Source organism: Ferrimonas marina (genome assembly GCF_900129905.1).
Lineage (GTDB): Bacteria > Pseudomonadota > Gammaproteobacteria > Enterobacterales > Shewanellaceae > Ferrimonas > Ferrimonas marina.
This window is the reverse complement of sequence record NZ_FQXG01000001.1, coordinates 441,628-457,845: the sequence shown is the minus strand read 5'-3', so window position 1 is coordinate 457,845 and position 16,218 is coordinate 441,628. Positions and strand designations below refer to the sequence as shown.

General features: G+C 59.0%; 13 protein-coding genes. 9 read left to right on the top strand and 4 right to left on the bottom strand.

Annotated features, from left to right (window positions below):
• Positions 1 to 4: 4 nt before the first annotated feature.
• The 8 genes from pyrD to rmf all read left to right on the top strand — a co-directional run bounded on the left by pyrD (position 5) and on the right by rmf (position 10,039).
• Positions 5 to 1,030, top strand: coding sequence for a quinone-dependent dihydroorotate dehydrogenase (gene pyrD / locus BUC04_RS02110; RefSeq protein WP_067654692.1), 1,026 nt, complete (start codon positions 5 to 7; stop codon positions 1,028 to 1,030).
• A gap of 162 nt (positions 1,031 to 1,192) precedes the next feature.
• Positions 1,193 to 1,723 (top strand): cell division protein ZapC domain-containing protein, encoded by a 531-nt coding sequence (locus BUC04_RS02105; protein ID WP_067654689.1) that lies wholly within the window; start codon positions 1,193 to 1,195, stop codon positions 1,721 to 1,723.
• 346 nt (positions 1,724 to 2,069) lie between these two features.
• Complete coding sequence (locus BUC04_RS02100; protein ID WP_067654686.1) at positions 2,070 to 3,257, top strand: patatin-like phospholipase family protein; 1,188 nt, start codon at positions 2,070 to 2,072, stop codon at positions 3,255 to 3,257.
• Between the two features lie 95 nt (positions 3,258 to 3,352).
• Positions 3,353 to 5,452 carry a bifunctional 23S rRNA (guanine(2069)-N(7))-methyltransferase RlmK/23S rRNA (guanine(2445)-N(2))-methyltransferase RlmL gene (rlmKL, locus tag BUC04_RS02095; RefSeq protein ID WP_067654683.1) on the top strand — a complete coding sequence of 700 codons (2,100 nt, stop codon included), beginning with the start codon at positions 3,353 to 3,355 and terminating at the stop codon, positions 5,450 to 5,452.
• On the top strand, positions 5,445 to 5,678 hold the full coding sequence (locus BUC04_RS02090; RefSeq protein WP_067654680.1) for a glutaredoxin family protein: 234 nt from the start codon (positions 5,445 to 5,447) through the stop codon (positions 5,676 to 5,678). Before rlmKL ends, BUC04_RS02090 begins: the two co-directional genes overlap by 8 nt.
• Complete coding sequence (gene uup, locus BUC04_RS02085) at positions 5,675 to 7,585, top strand: ATP-binding cassette ATPase Uup (RefSeq protein WP_067654677.1); 1,911 nt, start codon at positions 5,675 to 5,677, stop codon at positions 7,583 to 7,585. The genes BUC04_RS02090 and uup overlap by 4 nt, the downstream gene beginning before the upstream one ends.
• Before the next feature lie 9 nt (positions 7,586 to 7,594).
• A complete protein-coding gene (locus BUC04_RS02080) occupies positions 7,595 to 9,658 on the top strand; it encodes a DUF3466 family protein (protein WP_067654674.1) in 2,064 nt (687 codons plus the stop codon).
• Positions 9,659 to 9,862: 204 nt separating this feature from the next.
• Positions 9,863 to 10,039 (top strand): ribosome modulation factor, encoded by a 177-nt coding sequence (rmf, locus tag BUC04_RS02075; RefSeq protein WP_067654671.1) that lies wholly within the window; start codon positions 9,863 to 9,865, stop codon positions 10,037 to 10,039.
• A gap of 114 nt (positions 10,040 to 10,153) precedes the next feature.
• On the opposite strand, the gene fabA is transcribed toward rmf, so the two are convergent.
• From fabA to BUC04_RS02055, 4 genes are all read right to left on the bottom strand, one after another.
• Positions 10,154 to 10,690, bottom strand: coding sequence for a bifunctional 3-hydroxydecanoyl-ACP dehydratase/trans-2-decenoyl-ACP isomerase (fabA, locus tag BUC04_RS02070; protein ID WP_067654668.1), 537 nt, complete (start codon positions 10,688 to 10,690; stop codon positions 10,154 to 10,156).
• 68 nt (positions 10,691 to 10,758) lie between these two features.
• Positions 10,759 to 12,486, bottom strand: a complete 1,728-nt coding sequence (locus BUC04_RS02065; protein ID WP_067654665.1) for a S16 family serine protease — start codon at positions 12,484 to 12,486, stop codon at positions 10,759 to 10,761.
• Positions 12,487 to 12,824: 338 nt separating this feature from the next.
• Complete coding sequence (locus BUC04_RS02060) at positions 12,825 to 13,865, bottom strand: tyrosine-type recombinase/integrase (protein ID WP_067654662.1); 1,041 nt, start codon at positions 13,863 to 13,865, stop codon at positions 12,825 to 12,827.
• Positions 13,866 to 13,985: 120 nt separating this feature from the next.
• Entirely contained in the window at positions 13,986 to 14,336 is a 351-nt protein-coding gene (locus tag BUC04_RS02055; protein ID WP_067654659.1) for a hypothetical protein, read from the bottom strand.
• A gap of 640 nt (positions 14,337 to 14,976) precedes the next feature.
• Between BUC04_RS02055 and BUC04_RS02050 the strand changes: the two genes are divergently transcribed.
• Positions 14,977 to 16,185 (top strand): CaiB/BaiF CoA transferase family protein, encoded by a 1,209-nt coding sequence (locus tag BUC04_RS02050; RefSeq protein ID WP_067654656.1) that lies wholly within the window; start codon positions 14,977 to 14,979, stop codon positions 16,183 to 16,185.
• Positions 16,186 to 16,218 lie beyond the last annotated feature (33 nt).

Genomic DNA, 16,218 nt, shown 5'->3' with positions numbered 1-16,218 from the left:
GATGATGTTTTACCGCCTTGCCCAGAAAGTACTGTTCCAAACCAACCCCGAGGTGGCCCACGCCATCGCCATGACCGGGATCCGTGCCACCAGCCACACCCCGCTGTCCTGTTTCTACCGCCAGAAGGTGCCGCACGCACCGGTAGAGTTCATGGGCGTGACCTTCCCCAACCCGGTGGGTCTGGCGGCAGGTATGGATAAGGACGGCGAAGCGATCAACGGCTTTGCCGAGATGGGCTTTGGCCACGTTGAGGTCGGTACCGTGACCCCGCGTCCGCAGCCGGGCAACGACAAGCCCCGTGCCTTCCGCCTTAAGCCGGCGCGCGCCATTATCAACCGCATGGGCTTTAACAACAAGGGCGTGGACAACCTGGTAGCCAACATCAAGGCCGCCAACCCGGGTGATTGCGTTATCGGTGTCAACATCGGTAAGAACAAGGACACCCCGCTGGAAGAGGGCAAGAACGACTACCTGATCTGCATGGAGAAGGTGTACGAGGTGTCTGGCTACATTGCGGTGAACATCTCCTCTCCCAACACCCCGGGTCTGCGGACCCTGCAGTACGGTGAGATGCTGGACGATCTGCTCGGCTCACTCAAGGCCAAGCAGGCGGAGCTGGCGGAGAAGCACGGCAAGTACGTACCGGTGGCCCTGAAGGTGGCACCGGATCTGAGCGACGAAGAGATCAAATCGGTCTGTGATGCGCTGCTGCGCCACAACTTCGATGGCGTGATCGCCACCAACACCACCCTGAGCCGCGAAGGGGTAGAGCACCTGCCTGAGCACGGTGAGGCCGGTGGCCTGTCCGGTGTGCCGCTGCGTGAGCGCGCCACCGAGGTGATCAAGAAGCTGCATCAGCACCTGGACACCCGCATCCCGATCCTGGGCTGCGGCGGTATCGACTCCGGTGCCGACGCCATGGAGAAGATCGAGGTGGGCGCCAAGATGGTGCAGATCTACACCGGCTTTATCTATAACGGTCCGGAATTGATCAAGTCGATCACCGAAGAGTTTATTAAACGCAAATAAGATCGTCTCGGGTAAGGGATCATAAAAAGGGCCAAATTGGCCCTTTTTTGTTTTTGGCTTTTATTCTTCTCTCGTCAAATAATTGACTAATTTAATTGCAAATTGTCCGATATTTGTTCTAGCATTAACGGCATCAGGGAAGGGGACGCTGTTATGTGCTTAATGCCAGAACAAAGTTGGAATTGGTTTTATCATCAGGAAGAGCAAAAGCTGGCCATTGCCTTGGGGCAGGAGCTGGTGTTTGTCACACCCTATGGGCCAAAACAACTGACGCCGGACAGCCTCGATGGCCAGGGATTTACCGCCAGCCACGCCGATTACTACCAATCGGTACTGCAGGAACTGAGTCGTTACCTGTCGGTCAGCGAGGCGGCGCTAGTGCAGATTGCCCTTAACCTGACCGCCGCTCACTTCTTCGCTCTGCCGATGATGCCAAAGTCTTGGCACTTCAAATCCAGTGACCGCATCGCCTACGGCCGCAGTGGCACCGTGGTGGAGTTGTGCACCGACACTCAGCGACAGAGCTTCGTGGTGGTGGAAGCGGGCGATCAGTCCAGCCTGCTGATGCTGCTCGGCCCCGATTGCAGCTTGTCGAACAAGCGATCCATGGATCAATTTGATCTGATCAAGGTGATGAACGATCGTCTTATTCCGATCGCAAAACGATCGCAAGCCCGGGTTGTCGCCGCATAAGCTGCTAACTAGATAATCTAATCAATAGCTTATCAAGATCACAAAAAGGATCCCTTCGGGATCCTTTTTTTCGTTTTCGATCCTTTCGGGCTAAAAAGGATCGATTATTTGATGGAATAAAGTTGGCTGAGCCGGAATAGATCAAGCCCGCTTAATATCTTTCGACCGCATCCGGGTAATTATCTACGAAGCGTTATTTCACCTGGCTTAATATTCGAGCCGGCTAAATGCTCATCCTGTCACCCTAAGTCACGATGCCACTGGTGAGCTGATATCAATAGCCACAGTGGCGAAGTGGGCAGGGCTGATTACACTCAATGCCAGGGCTACCAAGGAGACAGGGACGATGGTGCGATGGCTGAGTTTGGCGCTGGTGTGGATTCTTGTGGGGTGCAACGCCGTGTCCCGCACCCCGTTGCCGCCGCAGTACCAGACTGAAGCCCAGGTTCTAGGCCGGGACGACCTGCGCCACTGGGCGGATCAGCTTGAGCAGGATAACTGGGAGCAACTGATGGCCAAGGCCGAGGCGGAGCAGCGGCTGGAGGGGATCCGCAACCAGTCACACAACTACCTGATCCTCTCTGGTGGTGGCGACAACGGTGCCTATGGTGCCGGCTTGTTGCTGGGCTGGAGTGCCCGCGGCGACCGGCCCCGTTTCACCATGGTGACGGGGATCAGCACCGGTGCCCTGATTGCCCCCTTTGCTTTTTTAGGGGAGGCGTACAACCCGGCTCTGAAAGAGCTCTATACCACCATGGGCAGCGACGACATCTTCCGGCAAAAAGGGCTGTTTTCGATGCTGGGCAGCGATGCGCTGGCCGATTCCACGCCGCTGGCTGCGCTGATTGAATCCTACCTGGACGATGAGATGATCCAGGCCCTGGCTGAGGCTTACTACCAGGGCCGCACCCTGCTGATTGGCACCACCAACCTGGACGCAGCACGACCTGTGATGTGGAATATCACCCGCATCGCCGCGACCGAACACCCGCAAGCACCCCAGCTTATCCGTCAGCTGTTCCTGGCTTCAGCCTCGCTGCCGGGACTGTTTCCACCGGTCTATGTGCCGGTCACCGCAGGCGACGACCAGCGCTTTGACGAGATGCACGTGGACGGCGGGGCCACCGCGCAGCTGTTCTTCTATCCGTCGCAGGTGGATTGGCGTGCGCTGGAGCGGCGCCTCGGCGTAGTCGGTCAGCCCCAGCTTTTCCTGATCCGAAATGCCCACCTGTCACCGAGCTACAAGCCGGTGGACCCCAAGATCGGCGCCATCGCCGGCAAAACCATCGACAGCCTGATCCGTACCCAGGGGATCGGCGATCTCTATCGCATCGCCTACCTGGCGCAACGGGATGGCCTTGGCGTTCACGCCAGCTGGATCCCCGATGGGGTTGGTAGCGAGGTGGAAAAGGATGAGGTGTTCGATCCCGATTATATGCGGGTGCTGTTTGACGAGGGCTTTGACCGGGCCAAGCGGGGTGAGGCCTGGCATGATCTGCCGCCGCAACAGGTGAAAACGGGCAGCGGTGGTTAAAGCCTGAGCAAAGTCGCTGGATTTTCCCAACAGGGGAATATGGCTGGCAAAAACCCGGTATAATGGGGGTTTGCCAGTCAATCGAGCGAATTATCATGAAGCGCTATTACGCGGCCGTCCCCAAGGGGCTGGAATACCTGTTGGTGGATGAACTGAACGCCCTGGGGGCCTCCGAGGTACGGGAAGGCCAGGCTGTGGTTCACTTTGAGGCGGAGCTGGAAACCGCCTATCGGATCTGCCTGTGGAGTCGCCTGGCCAGTCGCGTGGTTCGGGTGCTGGGCCAGGTTCAGGCCAAGACGGCAGAGCAGATGTACGACGGCGTGAAGGGGCTGTACTGGCCCGCCGTGTTCAGCTCCCAGTCTGCCTTCGTGGTGGACTTTCACGGCGGTAACCGCGAGATCCGTAACAGCCAGTTCGGCGCCCTTAAGGTGAAAGACGCCATCGTTGATGCCTTTGTGGAGGAGAGCGGCCAGCGCCCCTCGGTGGACAAACAACGCCCCGATATCCGCATCGATTGTGCCCTGCGCGCCGACACCTTGCTGGTGGGTATCAACCTCAGTGGCGCCGCCATGCACCAGCGCGGCTACCGCCTAGACACCGGCCGTGCGCCGCTGCGGGAAAACCTGGCTGCGGCGGTCTTGATCCGCTCCGGTTGGACCCAGCACACCGATCTACCCCTGATTGATCCCTTCTGCGGCTCCGGCACCCTGCTGATCGAAGCGGCGCTGATCGCCAGTGACACCGCACCGCTATTGCAGCGTAAGCGCTGGGGCTTTGATGCCTGGGCCGGCCATCAGGCCGAGCTTTGGCAGTCGATCCTGACCGAAGCGCAGGTGCGCTCCCGTCGTGGCCTGGAGCGCTGCAAAACCCGCTTTATCGGCCGTGACATCAACCGCCGGGTGCTGGCGTTGGCCAAGGACAACGCCTTCCAGGCCGGTGTCGATCACCTGATCCAGTTCGAGGGCGGCGATGCCACCGAGATGCCAGCGCCGCCGGCCATGGCCGGATTCCTAGTCTGTAACCCGCCCTACGGTGAGCGTCTGGGTCAGCTGCCGTCGCTGCTGCACCTCTACGCCGGTATGGGCCAGCAGCTCAAGGCCCAATGGGCCAACTGGCGGGTCAGCATGCTGTGCAGCGAACCGATGCTGTTGTCGGCGCTGCGCCTGAAGGCCGATAAGCAGTACAAACTTTATAACGGTGCCATGGAAGTGATCCTGGCCAATTACCAGATCGGCGAGGGCGGCAGTGGTCGGGTGTTCGGCGAAGACTTCGCCAACCGTCTGCGAAAGAACCTCAAGGGCCTGGCCAAGTGGGTCAAGGCCGACGATATCCAGTGCTATCGGGTCTACGATGCGGATCTGCCGGACTACAACGTAGCGGTGGATCGCTACCAGGATTGGGTGGTGGTGCAGGAGTACGCTGCGCCCAAGTCCGTGGCACCGCAAAAGGCTCAGCAGCGGCTGATTGACGTGCTGCTGCATCTGCCCCAGGTGATGGAGGTGGATCCGGAGAAGATCGTGCTCAAGACCCGCCAGCAGCAGAAGGGCAGTGCCCAGTACCAGCGCATGGGCGAGCAGGGCAACCAGCTCAAGGTGCGCGAGTACGGTGCCACCTTCCTGGTCAACCTGACCGACTACCTGGACACCGGCCTGTTCCTCGATCACCGCCTGGCCCGCCGCTACCTGCAGGAGCACGCCCAGGGGGCGGACTTCCTCAACCTGTTTGCATACACCGGTACCGCTTCTGTCCATGCGGCGCTGGGCGGTGCCAAGTCCACCACCACGGTGGACATGTCCAAGACCTACCTGCGCTGGGCCGAGGACAACTTTTCCGTTAACCGCCTGCGTGGCAAGGAGCATCGCTTCTTACGCGCAGATTGCCTGGCCTGGCTGGAGTCCTGCGAACACCAGTACGACCTGATCTTCATCGACCCGCCCACCTTCTCCAACTCCAAGAAGATGGAGCAGAGCTTCGATGTGCAGCGCGATCACCTGTGGCTGATGACCCAGCTCAAGCGCCTGCTGCGCCCCGGCGGCACCATCCTGTTCTCCAACAACAAGCGCCACTTTAAGCTGGACCTGGATGGCATGGCCGAGTTGGGGCTGGAGGCCAGCAACATCAGTGACAAGACCCGCTCGCCGGATTTTGCCCGCAACAAGCACATCCACAACGCCTGGCTGGTGCGCCATGTCTGAGGTCGTGCTGTTTCACACCGACGGCTGCCACCTGTGTGAGCAGGCCGCCGACCTACTGGCCCAGGCAGGCCAGCCGGTCAAGATGGAAGATATCGTCACCCGCCCGGAGTGGGTGGAACAGTATGGGATCCGGATCCCCGTGGTGCGTCGCGCCGACGGGGCCGAGTTGGGCTGGCCCTTTGACCTGGACAGCCTCAAGCAGTTTTTAGAGGACGCCGCAGTATGAGCCTGATCCGTTTGCAGCAAGCGCAGTTGGCCTTTGGTCACATCCCCTTGCTGGATAACGCCGATTTCGTTTTGGAGCCGCGCGAGCGGGTCTGTCTGGTAGGCCGCAACGGCGCCGGCAAATCCAGCCTGATGAAGGTGCTGGCCGGTCTGCAGGAGCTGGACGACGGCAACCTGGGGATCAACAGCGACACCAAGATCGCCTACCTGCCGCAGGATCCGCCACGGGGCCAGGATGGCACCGTGTTCCACTACGTTGCCCAGGGTCTGGCCCAGGTAGGGCAGGTGATCGAAGAGTACGAGCACGCCGCCAAGCAGGTGGAGCAGGATCCTAGCGAACGCCACCTGGCCCGCATGGCCCGCGCCCAGGAGGCGATGGATCATCACCAGGGTTGGCAGTTTGAGACCCGCATCCAGCAAACCCTGAGTCACCTGGAGCTGGATGGCGAGCAGATGATGTCGGCGCTCAGTGGTGGCTGGCAGCGCCGCGCCGCGCTGGCCCGGGCCCTGGTTCAGGCACCGGACGTGCTGCTGCTGGATGAGCCCACCAACCACCTGGACATCGATGCCATCGAGTGGCTGGAAACCCTGCTAATGGGCTTCGAAGGCTCGATCATCTTTATCAGCCACGACCGTGGTTTCATCCGCAAGATGGCAACCCGCATCGTGGACCTCGACCGCGGCCAGATCCTCTCCTTCCCGGGCAACTACGCACAGTACCTGGTGAGCAAGGAGGAAGCGCTGCGGGTCGAGGAGGAGCAGGCGGCGGAGTTTGACCGCAAGCTGGCCAAGGAGGAGACCTGGATCCGTCAGGGCATTAAAGCCCGCCGCACCCGCAACGAAGGGCGGGTCCGCGCCCTCAAGGCGATGCGTCGTGAGCGCTCCGAGCGTATCACCCGTCAGGGCAACGCCAACATGTCGATGAACCAGGCCGAACGCTCCGGCAAGCTGGTGTGCGAGGTGAAGAACCTGAGCTACAGCTGGGGCGAGCAGCGCATCGTTAAGGGCCTGACCAAATCGCTGATGCGCGGCGATCGTATCGCCCTGGTGGGCCCCAACGGCTGTGGCAAGTCTACCCTGATCAAGTTGCTGCTCGGTCAGCTGGAGGCGCAGGAGGGCAGTGTCCGACTGGGTACCAAGCTGGAGGTGGCCTACTTTGATCAGCACCGCATCGCCCTGGACCCGGACAAAACCGTGCAGGACAACGTCGGTGACGGCAAGGACACCGTGATGGTAGCCGGCCGCGATCGCCACGTGCTGGGCTACCTGCAGGACTTCCTGTTCTCACCGGCCCGGGCGCGCAGCCCGGTCAGCTCCCTGTCCGGCGGTGAAAAGAATCGACTCTTGTTGGCTAAGTTGTTCTTAAGGCCAGCAAATCTTTTGGTTATGGATGAACCCACCAACGATCTCGATGTCGAAACCCTCGAACTGCTGGAAGCCAAACTGGCGGAGTTTGAAGGTACCTTGTTGCTGGTGTCCCACGACCGGGAGTTTATCGACAATACCGTCACCTCCACCTGGTGGTTTACCGGCCAGGGCGGCTGGAGCGAGTACGTGGGTGGCTACCAGGATGCGGTAAACCTGGGAGCCCAGTTCTACCGTGAGGTGGAAACCGCTGAGGAAACCGTCGCTGTGGCCGAACCGAAGGCGGCAACTGCCCCTTCTGTTAGCAAGCCGAAGAAGCTATCCTACAAGCTTCAACGGGAGCTGGACGCGTTACCGGCCAAGCTGGAAGCGCTGGAAGCAGAGATAGACGCCCTACAGGCTGCCATCGCTGAACCTGGCTTTTTCGACCAGGATCCCCAGAAGAGCAGCGACGTTCTGGCTCAACTGGCGGACAAAGAACAAGAATTGGAACGGGATCTGGAACGCTGGGAAGAACTCGAAGCGATGTCCGATCAGGCTTAAGGGGAAAGTATGAGCCAATTGCCTTACCCGGCTCGTCGTGTTGCGGTTGCCGTTGCAGCCACACTGAGCATGGGTTACACCACCACGGTCGCCGCCGAACAAACGGTCTGGCCGACCTACGAGATTGTTAACCTGGACGAGATGTTCTCGGTCCGGGGTACCCTGGAGAACACCCGCAACGGCTACGGTGCGGCGGTCAGTGGCGATACCGCCATTGCCATCTCCAAGGGGATCAACGACGCCACCGCCGGCGAAGGGGATGACGACGACAACATCATCGATGATGTGGTCGACGCCATCCTGCCGGAGAGTGGTGTTACCGCCAACTCCATCCGCCGTGAGTTCGTCGGCAACAACTTCCTGTTCGAGCACGATGTGGCCAACGGCTTTGAGCCGCTGTACGTGGGCCTGCTGGAAGACAAGCCGCCGGTGTTGAACCCGGAACCGGAAGACGATGACGTGCCGCGCACCAATGCGTTCTACTTTGGCGCCAGCGACAACTTCTTCGGCTCCCTGGTGCGGATCGGAAGCACCAGTGCACTGCAGCAGCAGGAAGCCAACCCCAACTTTAATCCCACCCCGGATGACGAAGACGACATCGACGAGGACGAGAACTACGACGACGACGAGTTCTTCTTCTTCCGTGAGTTTGAAAACCGCGGCTTCGTTCAGACCGTTACTCCCACCGGCAACGGTGTGGTGTTGCTGCCGCCGTCGCTGACCAGCTTCAGCCCGGATGAGGAATCCACGGTGCAGGACCCGGTCACCATTGGTGGCATCAGTGTGGCCTCCGGCGTCAACGACAACGGCAGTGTGGTAGGTTACGCCACCACCGAGCTGTCCGAGATCGCCATCGAGCGTTTGCAGAGCTGTTATGACCAGTTCGATCCGCCGGAAGACGACGAGGAGGAGAGCGAGCTGGAGCCGGTGCCGCTGGACACCTGTATTCAGAGCCTGCAGAACAACGCCCAGCTGAGCTACCAAAGCCGCGCTTACCGTTGGGAGCTGGACTCCGGCACTGAGATGACCGTCAACACCGACATGTCCCGCGCTCTGCCGCTGGGATTCACCCCGGATGAGGACGACTCCAACATCTACACCACCCAGGCCCTGGCGGTGAACAACGCCGGCTACGTGGTGGGTCGCGGCAACCGGGTACGTAACGACGACAACGACCTTATCAACAGCGGTCTGTGGGCGATGTTCTGGACCCCGCAGGACGAGGTGCGCTACGTGGGCCCGACCTTCCTCGATACCGAGCGGGTAGGGCAGTCGATCCTCTATGACGTTAACGACAACGGCATCGCCATCGGGGTAGTGCAGCGCTTTATCTCCGGCTACACCCGCTACAAGTTTGGCGTGGTGGATCTGAACGAGGAGGGCGAGGAGCTGACCTTCTTCGAGCCCAACGACTTCTTTGATGACCAGTCGGATCTCTCCTCCCGTGCACGGGCCATCAACAACAATGGCCTGGTGGTGGGTAACATCGAGGTGGATCGGGTACGCAACCTGCCGCGTCGTGTTCGTGCCTTCCTGTACGACCAGCCTAACGACAATTTCGTTAACCTCAACGAGCTGCTGACCTGCCGCTCCCGTGGCTACGAAGAGTCACTGGATGAGAACAACGAGCCGGTTTACACCAAGTACATTGTGCGCGATACCGAAAGCTTCTCTACTCCGGTGGAGTATGAGGCCGACATCATCCTGGTGGACGCCAACCACATCGCCGAGGACGGCACCATTGTCGGTACCGCCCTGGTGGAACTGCCGCGTCTGAAGACCGAGCTGGTGGACGTGACCGACGAGGACGGCAACGTCATCGGTCAAACCAGCCGCATCGTGCTGGAGAATGGCAAGCCGGTGGTTGAGCTGACCGCCGGGGGCGATCCCTCCACCGACCAGGTGCCGCGCTCTGTGGTGCTGAAGACCACCAGCGCCACCGAGATGTGTCCGCTGCCGCTGGATGATGGCCTGAACGTGCCGCCCAACGAGCGTCAGGGTGCTGGCTTCGGCTGGGCCTGGTTGCTGGGCCTGGCGCCGCTGGCCTGGATCCGTCGCAAATTGCACGCTTAGTCAAGCAGCGACCTAGCATAAAAGGGGGCCCAAGCGGCCCCCTTTTTTCATAAAAAAGTAACCCAAGCTACTCATAGACTTAACCTGAATGCCGTTTTTTTGTGCTGCCTATCGGTTGATCTCAGAATGGAAACACGCAAATATTGATTTAGGCCCAGTGCCTGAAAGAGAAAGCAACATCACTACTAAAGGGATGGAATGCCAATGAAGCGACAAAAACGGGACAAATTGGAGCGGGCCTTTTCCCGCGGTTTCCAGGCCGGCCTCTCCGGCAAGTCGAAAGAGAATTGCCCCTATCAAACTGTAGACTCGAAGATGCAGTGGCTGGGTGGCTGGCGAGAAGCAATTGACGGACGGACCACCGGACTCTTTACCAAGTAATCCCTGTCGCCCTCCCTTGTGAGGGCGTTGTTCTCTCAGTAAAGGATACAAAAACGCCGCGTCTCTCGACGCGGCGTTGTGCTTTCTGGCTTCAGCCCGCTTTTAAGGCGGTGCTTAGAAGCTGGAGGTGTCCTGGAATACACCCACCTTAAGATCGGTGGCGGTATAGATCTCACGACCATCCACACAGATGGTGGCATCCGCCAGACCCATGATCAGCTTACGATGGATCGTCCGCTTAATATGGATGTGGTAGGTCACCTTCTTGTTGGTCGGCAGGATCTGGCCGGTAAACTTCACCTCGCCCACACCCAGGGCACGGCCTTTGCCTTCGGCGCCTTCCCAGGCCAGGAAGAAGCCCACCAGTTGCCACATGGCGTCCAGGCCCAGGCAGCCCGGCATCACCGGATCGGACTCGAAGTGGCAGTCGAAGAACCACAGTGACGGGTCGATATCCAGTTCGGCCACCAGTTCGCCCTTGCCGAAGTTGCCGCCGGTTTCGCTGATGTGGGTGATGCGATCCAGCATCAGCATGTTGTCCTTCGGCAACCGCGGAGAGGTGGGTTGAAACAGCGCACCGTGGCCACTGCGGATCAGGTCTTCTTTGTCAAAACTGTTGGCACGTACGGTAAGCTGTTCTGCCGCTTGCATAGGGTATCCATCCTGTCTTTAAGAGTTGGCGACAGGTTAGCGAACAGGTGTACGCCAAACAACTCCGATCAGCTGTCTCGGCGCAGTTTTGACAGAAGTCGGACCAGCAGGCCCGGCGGTGGCGGTGTGTTGCCGGCCATCAGATCCAGCCGGTCCTGCACCAAACCGTACAGGCTCTCCTCCGGATAACGCCCCTCTTTATCGGCTTCCCCGATCGCTTTGCCGGTCAGCAGCGCCAAGGCATCTTCTGCATTATCAACATGATAGAGATGGAACTCCCCCTTGTTGACCGCCTCGACCACCTCGTCAGACAGGTTCAGCTGCAGCAGGTTGGCGCTGGGCAGGATCACCCCCTGGTCGCCGGTCAGGCCGCGGTAACGGCACAGGTGAAAGAATCCCTCGATCTTCTCATTGATGCCGCCGATGGCCTGCACATTGCCGAACTGGTCGATGGCGCCGGTCAGCGCAAGCGATTGTTTTACCGGCACGTCGGCAATGGTGGACATCAGGCAGCAGTACTCGGCCAGGGAGGCACTGTCGCCATCAATGGTCTGGTAGGATTGCTCAAACACGATGTTGGCGCTGAGGTGCAGCGGCTCGTCCTGACCGAACAGGCGGTAAAGACAGGCAGAGAGGATCATCATCCCCTTGGCGTGGATGTTGCCACCCAGCTCCGATTTGCGCTCGATGTCCGCGACCTCACCATCGCCGTAGTGCACGGAAACGGTGATGCGGGCCGGCTCGCCATAGCTGTGACCGAAGTAATCCACCACGGTTAAGCCATTGATCTGACCAATCTTGTCACCCTGGGTATCTACCCGAACCAGGGCCTCCTCGACGTTACGTTGGGCGTAGATCTCTACGCTGTTGTGGCGATGACTCTGGGCCTGCAGTGCGGCCTTGATGTGAGCGGCAGAGATCTCCTCCTCTCCCTCGCATTGCGCCAACAGTTGGCCCAACTGGTGCCAGGCCAGCGAGAGGCGGTTCTGGTGCTCACACAGGCGACTGGCGTACTGGGCCAGCTGTGTTTGGCCACAGGGGGTCAGGTTGCGTTCGGCGTACGCCTGTGCGGTGGCAGAGGCACAGCTGAGCCACTGCGGCAGGTCTTCACTGTTGTCGACGAACCACTCCGGCTGGGCCTCGGCCAACAGCGGTACGTGGTCTGCAAACTCGGGGTCAAAGGCGTTGAGCGCGTCGTAGGCCAGGGCGTCTCCCAGCACCACCAGCTTGCAGGTGAGCGGGATGCGCACTGCGCTGCCGCTGAACGCCAGGTAGCCGCGCTTGATCGCTTCCTTGATCAGCAACCAGCGAGATGGCTTGTCCATCAGCCCTTCGGCTGGGATCACCAGCACCTCGCAGCTGGCCAACAGGCCCGGGTGGTAGTGCCCCTCCTTATCGATAGTGCCCAATAAGGTCTTGCGTGACAGGGGCTGATCAACAAAACGAATGCCACCGAGCTCCAGCAGCAGGGTGCGCTGGTCACTTTCCCCCTGCCATTGGTCGGCCGGTACCTTGCTCAGGCGCTGCTGGCTCTCCAGCTGTTCAGCCACCAGGTAGCCCGGTGCTTCAACAAGGGGATTGGCCTGGTACAGGGATTCCAGCAGGGATTCTGGATCAAAACCGCTGAAGCTTGAGAGAAACAGGTGCTGTCCCGGGCAGCGTTGGAACAATTGCCAGGCTTGCTGGCATCGTTGTTGTCCCAGCAACCAGGGCGCCATGGGCGCAGTGTCTACCGGGGCATTGGCCGCGCTAAAGTCAGGGATCAGTTGTTTAGCCTCAAGGCGTAGAGCTTGCAACGGGGCTTTCTCCAAAAATTTCAAAAGGGTGAATATACCACATGGGGTAGGGCAGCAGTGCCGTACTACGGAGATAAAGCCTCTGTCGTGCCACAGGTTTTACGACATCTCAGTATGGCTGGCCCATTAGTGGCAGGGCTCGACCGCTTGGGTTTACTGCCTTAAGCCTAGTTGGACGGTCAAATCCTATGGGCTGACTTCTGCCGCTATCTGTTAATAACCAGGTATCAGTTGGTCTCGACTAGTAATAGCCTCAACAACGATGTTGCCTACATACCACAGGGTGTATCTAAAGAGCCGCCATAGCAAGAACTGAGGTACGCCAACATTGAGGCAGCTTAGTAGAGGCCATTGGCGGGATGATCAGCAAAATCGCCGATGTCATTGAGGTAGAGCATCAGGGTTTTCGGGTCCTGGTGGCCGGATATCTTCATCACCTCACTCAGTGGCGCGCCATTACCCAGGGCAGAGTCGATAAAGCCCCGTCTCAGGCTGTGGCCGGTGAAGCGCAGATCTGAAAGGGCTGCTGCGCCGCGTTTCTCGATGATTCTGGCGATGGAACTGGGGTGCAGCGCGGTCGTTAACGGCGCGCCGTTGCGGTTTGCCCGCACCAGAAGCGGCCCGTTTCTATTGGGTAGGCGTTGGAGGTAGTCCTCAAATAGCCGCTTTGGGCAGCGGCGGGGGTCTTTGCCGGCAAGCAGTGCCAGTTGGGAGAACTGGTTTTTGCGTTTTCGCTGCTCGAACTTAAGCAGCAGACCGCGTCGATGCAGCTGCACTGAGTCCACCGTCAGGTTGGCCAGATCACTGACCCGCAGTGCACCGGCAAAGCCCAGGGAGAGGATCAGCTTATCCCTGAGATCGACAAATTGGGTCTCTTCGATGCCATCGAGCAACTCGGCCAAATCCGGTGCCAACAGGCCCGGGGCCCGCCGAGCCTGGGAGGGCAGGGTACGGACGATCCCCGCCAGTTGCTGTTCGACCATGGCGGAGCGGACGGGATTGTCCTGGCCTTTCTGGTCGTAAAACCATTTCAGGCTGGACAGCCTGCGTCGAATGGAGCGTTGAGCCAACGCCTTGCCAGCATAGAGCACAGAGGTGTTGCTGGTTGGTTGATAACGCAGTCGATTAAGACAGTTATCACTGGCCAAGTGGCTGAGCCACAAACAGACATCCGCAGCGGTGGCGTGCATAAGCTCAACCCCGTGGGCCTGGCACCAGATAAGGTACTGACGCAGATCCGACTGTCGCGCCTGCCAGGTTTTCTCGGCGAACCGGGCACGGTGAAACTGTGAGAGACGATCCAGATCAGCTTTATCCACCTGGGCGGTGAACTGGGTCGGCAGCTGGGAACGGGTCGGCAGGGTGAGCTCAACGGACATCAATAAACAGAGCTAAAGCAACAGGTTGCAGATGATATGTCAGCTAAGACATTAGATCAACTAACGGCAATTAGTTGATCTAATTATATGGATGCCCGGCCCGAGGCCGGGCGGAGAGGGCTATTCGTAAACCACGGCGTAGCGCACCTGGCAGTTGTCGGTACCGGTTTCGATACGGACAAACACCTCTTCGTTATCGTCCATGGCGAAGATCAACAGGGTATAGATCTCCTCAAAGCCAGGATGGTCACGCTGCAGGACGAAGTAGGTGTCTTCGTTCAGGTTGCAGTTAACCATGCTGGGGTCGGACTCCTTGTATACGGGCGGCAATAACCGGACGTTGCCTTCAGGATCAACGTAGATACGCTCAAGTTTTCCAGCGCAGCCAATGGCCTCACAGCCTCTAAAGGGCGGATCGTCGGCAAAAGCAAAGAAGGACAGCAGCAGTAAACACAGGGTGAGTGACTTCATGAGACACCTTCCAGGATAAAGGGAAACTGAGCCTTGTCAGGGCTTCCCGTCGTCACCGGAAGGGGTGAAGGGAACGCTTATACACATACACCGAGAAACTTCCGGTGACCACCTGCGAAGCGTAGTGCAACAGCGGCATGGCACCTTTTATTGAGTGACCCGTTGTATGATCTGATGAGTAGCCCATTGAGAGGCTCAGTCAGCTGGTTCTTGATACAAGGTTCGGGCCCAATTGCTTCGCAGGGGACTCAAACTGATAACGCTGACAAACGCGCAGCATATTGTTAGCTTGGATAGGTCAGGATAGAAAACGCGCAAATTTTTCTTTTTTAAAACAGCCTTGTGTGGGCTACGACCCACAAGGATGCTTCATTTTACATAATGTAATTTTGACTCTTTTCTTGGGATACAGGACGAGAGAGCGACGCTGGTAAAAGCCAAGCCGAAAACCATATCAGTCAGGCTGCACTGGCAATGAAGACAAGGTAGAGATTGCTTCAGTGGTGCCACTTTGTGCCACTTCTGAGTTCGTCGGTGACCTAAGGATGATAGGCCTGCTTGATCTACCGATTGGACGAGTTTGAAGAGATGGCGATTGGGCTTAGCTACGGCTTCGCGTCCTTAGCTTTGGGAGCTTTTGATGTCAGGACCATTGAACGGTGTAAAGGTATTGGATCTTAGCCGGATACTTGCTGGCCCCTGGGCCACCCAGGTGTTGGCTGACTACGGTGCCGAGGTGATTAAGATAGAGCGGCCAGGGCAGGGTGACGATACCCGCCATTGGGGGCCACCTTTTGTCGAGGGGGCCGATGGCGCTCGGGAGTCCGCCTATTTTCTCTGCGCCAATCGCGGTAAGCACTCCTGCGAACTGGATATCACCAGTGAGGCCGGCCAGCAGCAGATCCGCCGTCTTGTAACCCAAAGCGACATCCTGGTGGAGAATTACAAAGTCGGCGGGCTCGCCAAGTACGGCTTGGATTACGAAAGCCTGAAAGCGCTCAATCCAGCGCTGATCTACTGCTCCATAACCGGCTTTGGCCAATCCGGCCCTGACGCCGAACGGGCCGGCTACGATGCGATGATCCAGGCGATGGGCGGCTTAATGAGCTTAACCGGCGCGCCGGATAGTGCGGATAGTGCGGATGGTGGGCCCCAGAAGGTGGGTGTGGCGGTGGCCGATCTGATGACCGGTATGTATGCCGTCTCAGCGATCCTGGCAGCGCTTCACCACCGACAGCAAAGTGGCCAGGGCCAACACATCGACCTGGCGCTATTGGATACCCAGGTGGCCTGGCTGGCAAACCAGGCCAGTAACTTCCTGGTCAGCGGTGATGTCCCGCAAAGAATGGGCACCGCGCACCCCAATATCGTCCCTTATCAAGCGTTTGCTGCAAAGGATGGGCATCTCCTGCTGGCCGTCGGTAACGACCGTCAGTTTGCCGAGTGTTGTCGCATCGTTGGACGGCCCGAGTGGGCTGAAGACCCGTGCTTTGCCACCAACGCGGCGCGTGTTGAGAACCGGCAGGCGTTAGTCGCCAGGCTGGCCGAGCGCCTCAAACAGCAAGGGATGGATTACTGGCTAACCGGTTTTGCAGATGCGGCGGTGCCTTGTGGCCCAATCAACACACTGGATCGCGTGTTCGAGGAGCCCCAGGTAAAACATCGAGAGCTTCAGTTCTCCTTACCTCATGCTTCCGTGGGCAGCGTCCCACAGGTAGGTAACCCTGTGGTGTTCTCCGACACACCTATCCAGTACCACCGCGCCCCACCGGTACTGGGCCAGGACAACGCACTGGTACAACGGCGCATAGCTATTGACCCTGAATCAGACGCAGAGGACCCTGTCTGACAGGGTTATCCGACACATTATCGACAACGCCTC

What these genes read in the sequence shown, in the direction of transcription:
- BUC04_RS02060 (WP_067654662.1), bottom strand. Translation starts at nt 13,865, where the DNA reads ATGTCCGTTGAGCTCACCCTGCCGACCCGTTCCCAGCTGCCGACCCAG.
- fabA (WP_067654668.1), bottom strand. Translation starts at nt 10,690, where the DNA reads ATGCAAGCGGCAGAACAGCTTACCGTACGTGCCAACAGTTTTGACAAA.
- BUC04_RS02055 (WP_067654659.1), bottom strand. Translation starts at nt 14,336, where the DNA reads ATGAAGTCACTCACCCTGTGTTTACTGCTGCTGTCCTTCTTTGCTTTT.
- rlmKL (WP_067654683.1), top strand. Translation starts at nt 3,353, where the DNA reads ATGAAGCGCTATTACGCGGCCGTCCCCAAGGGGCTGGAATACCTGTTG.
- rmf (WP_067654671.1), top strand. Translation starts at nt 9,863, where the DNA reads ATGAAGCGACAAAAACGGGACAAATTGGAGCGGGCCTTTTCCCGCGGT.
- BUC04_RS02080 (WP_067654674.1), top strand. Translation starts at nt 7,595, where the DNA reads ATGAGCCAATTGCCTTACCCGGCTCGTCGTGTTGCGGTTGCCGTTGCA.
- BUC04_RS02090 (WP_067654680.1), top strand. Translation starts at nt 5,445, where the DNA reads ATGTCTGAGGTCGTGCTGTTTCACACCGACGGCTGCCACCTGTGTGAG.
- BUC04_RS02050 (WP_067654656.1), top strand. Translation starts at nt 14,977, where the DNA reads ATGTCAGGACCATTGAACGGTGTAAAGGTATTGGATCTTAGCCGGATA.
- pyrD (WP_067654692.1), top strand. Translation starts at nt 5, where the DNA reads ATGTTTTACCGCCTTGCCCAGAAAGTACTGTTCCAAACCAACCCCGAG.
- BUC04_RS02100 (WP_067654686.1), top strand. Translation starts at nt 2,070, where the DNA reads ATGGTGCGATGGCTGAGTTTGGCGCTGGTGTGGATTCTTGTGGGGTGC.
- BUC04_RS02105 (WP_067654689.1), top strand. Translation starts at nt 1,193, where the DNA reads ATGCCAGAACAAAGTTGGAATTGGTTTTATCATCAGGAAGAGCAAAAG.
- uup (WP_067654677.1), top strand. Translation starts at nt 5,675, where the DNA reads ATGAGCCTGATCCGTTTGCAGCAAGCGCAGTTGGCCTTTGGTCACATC.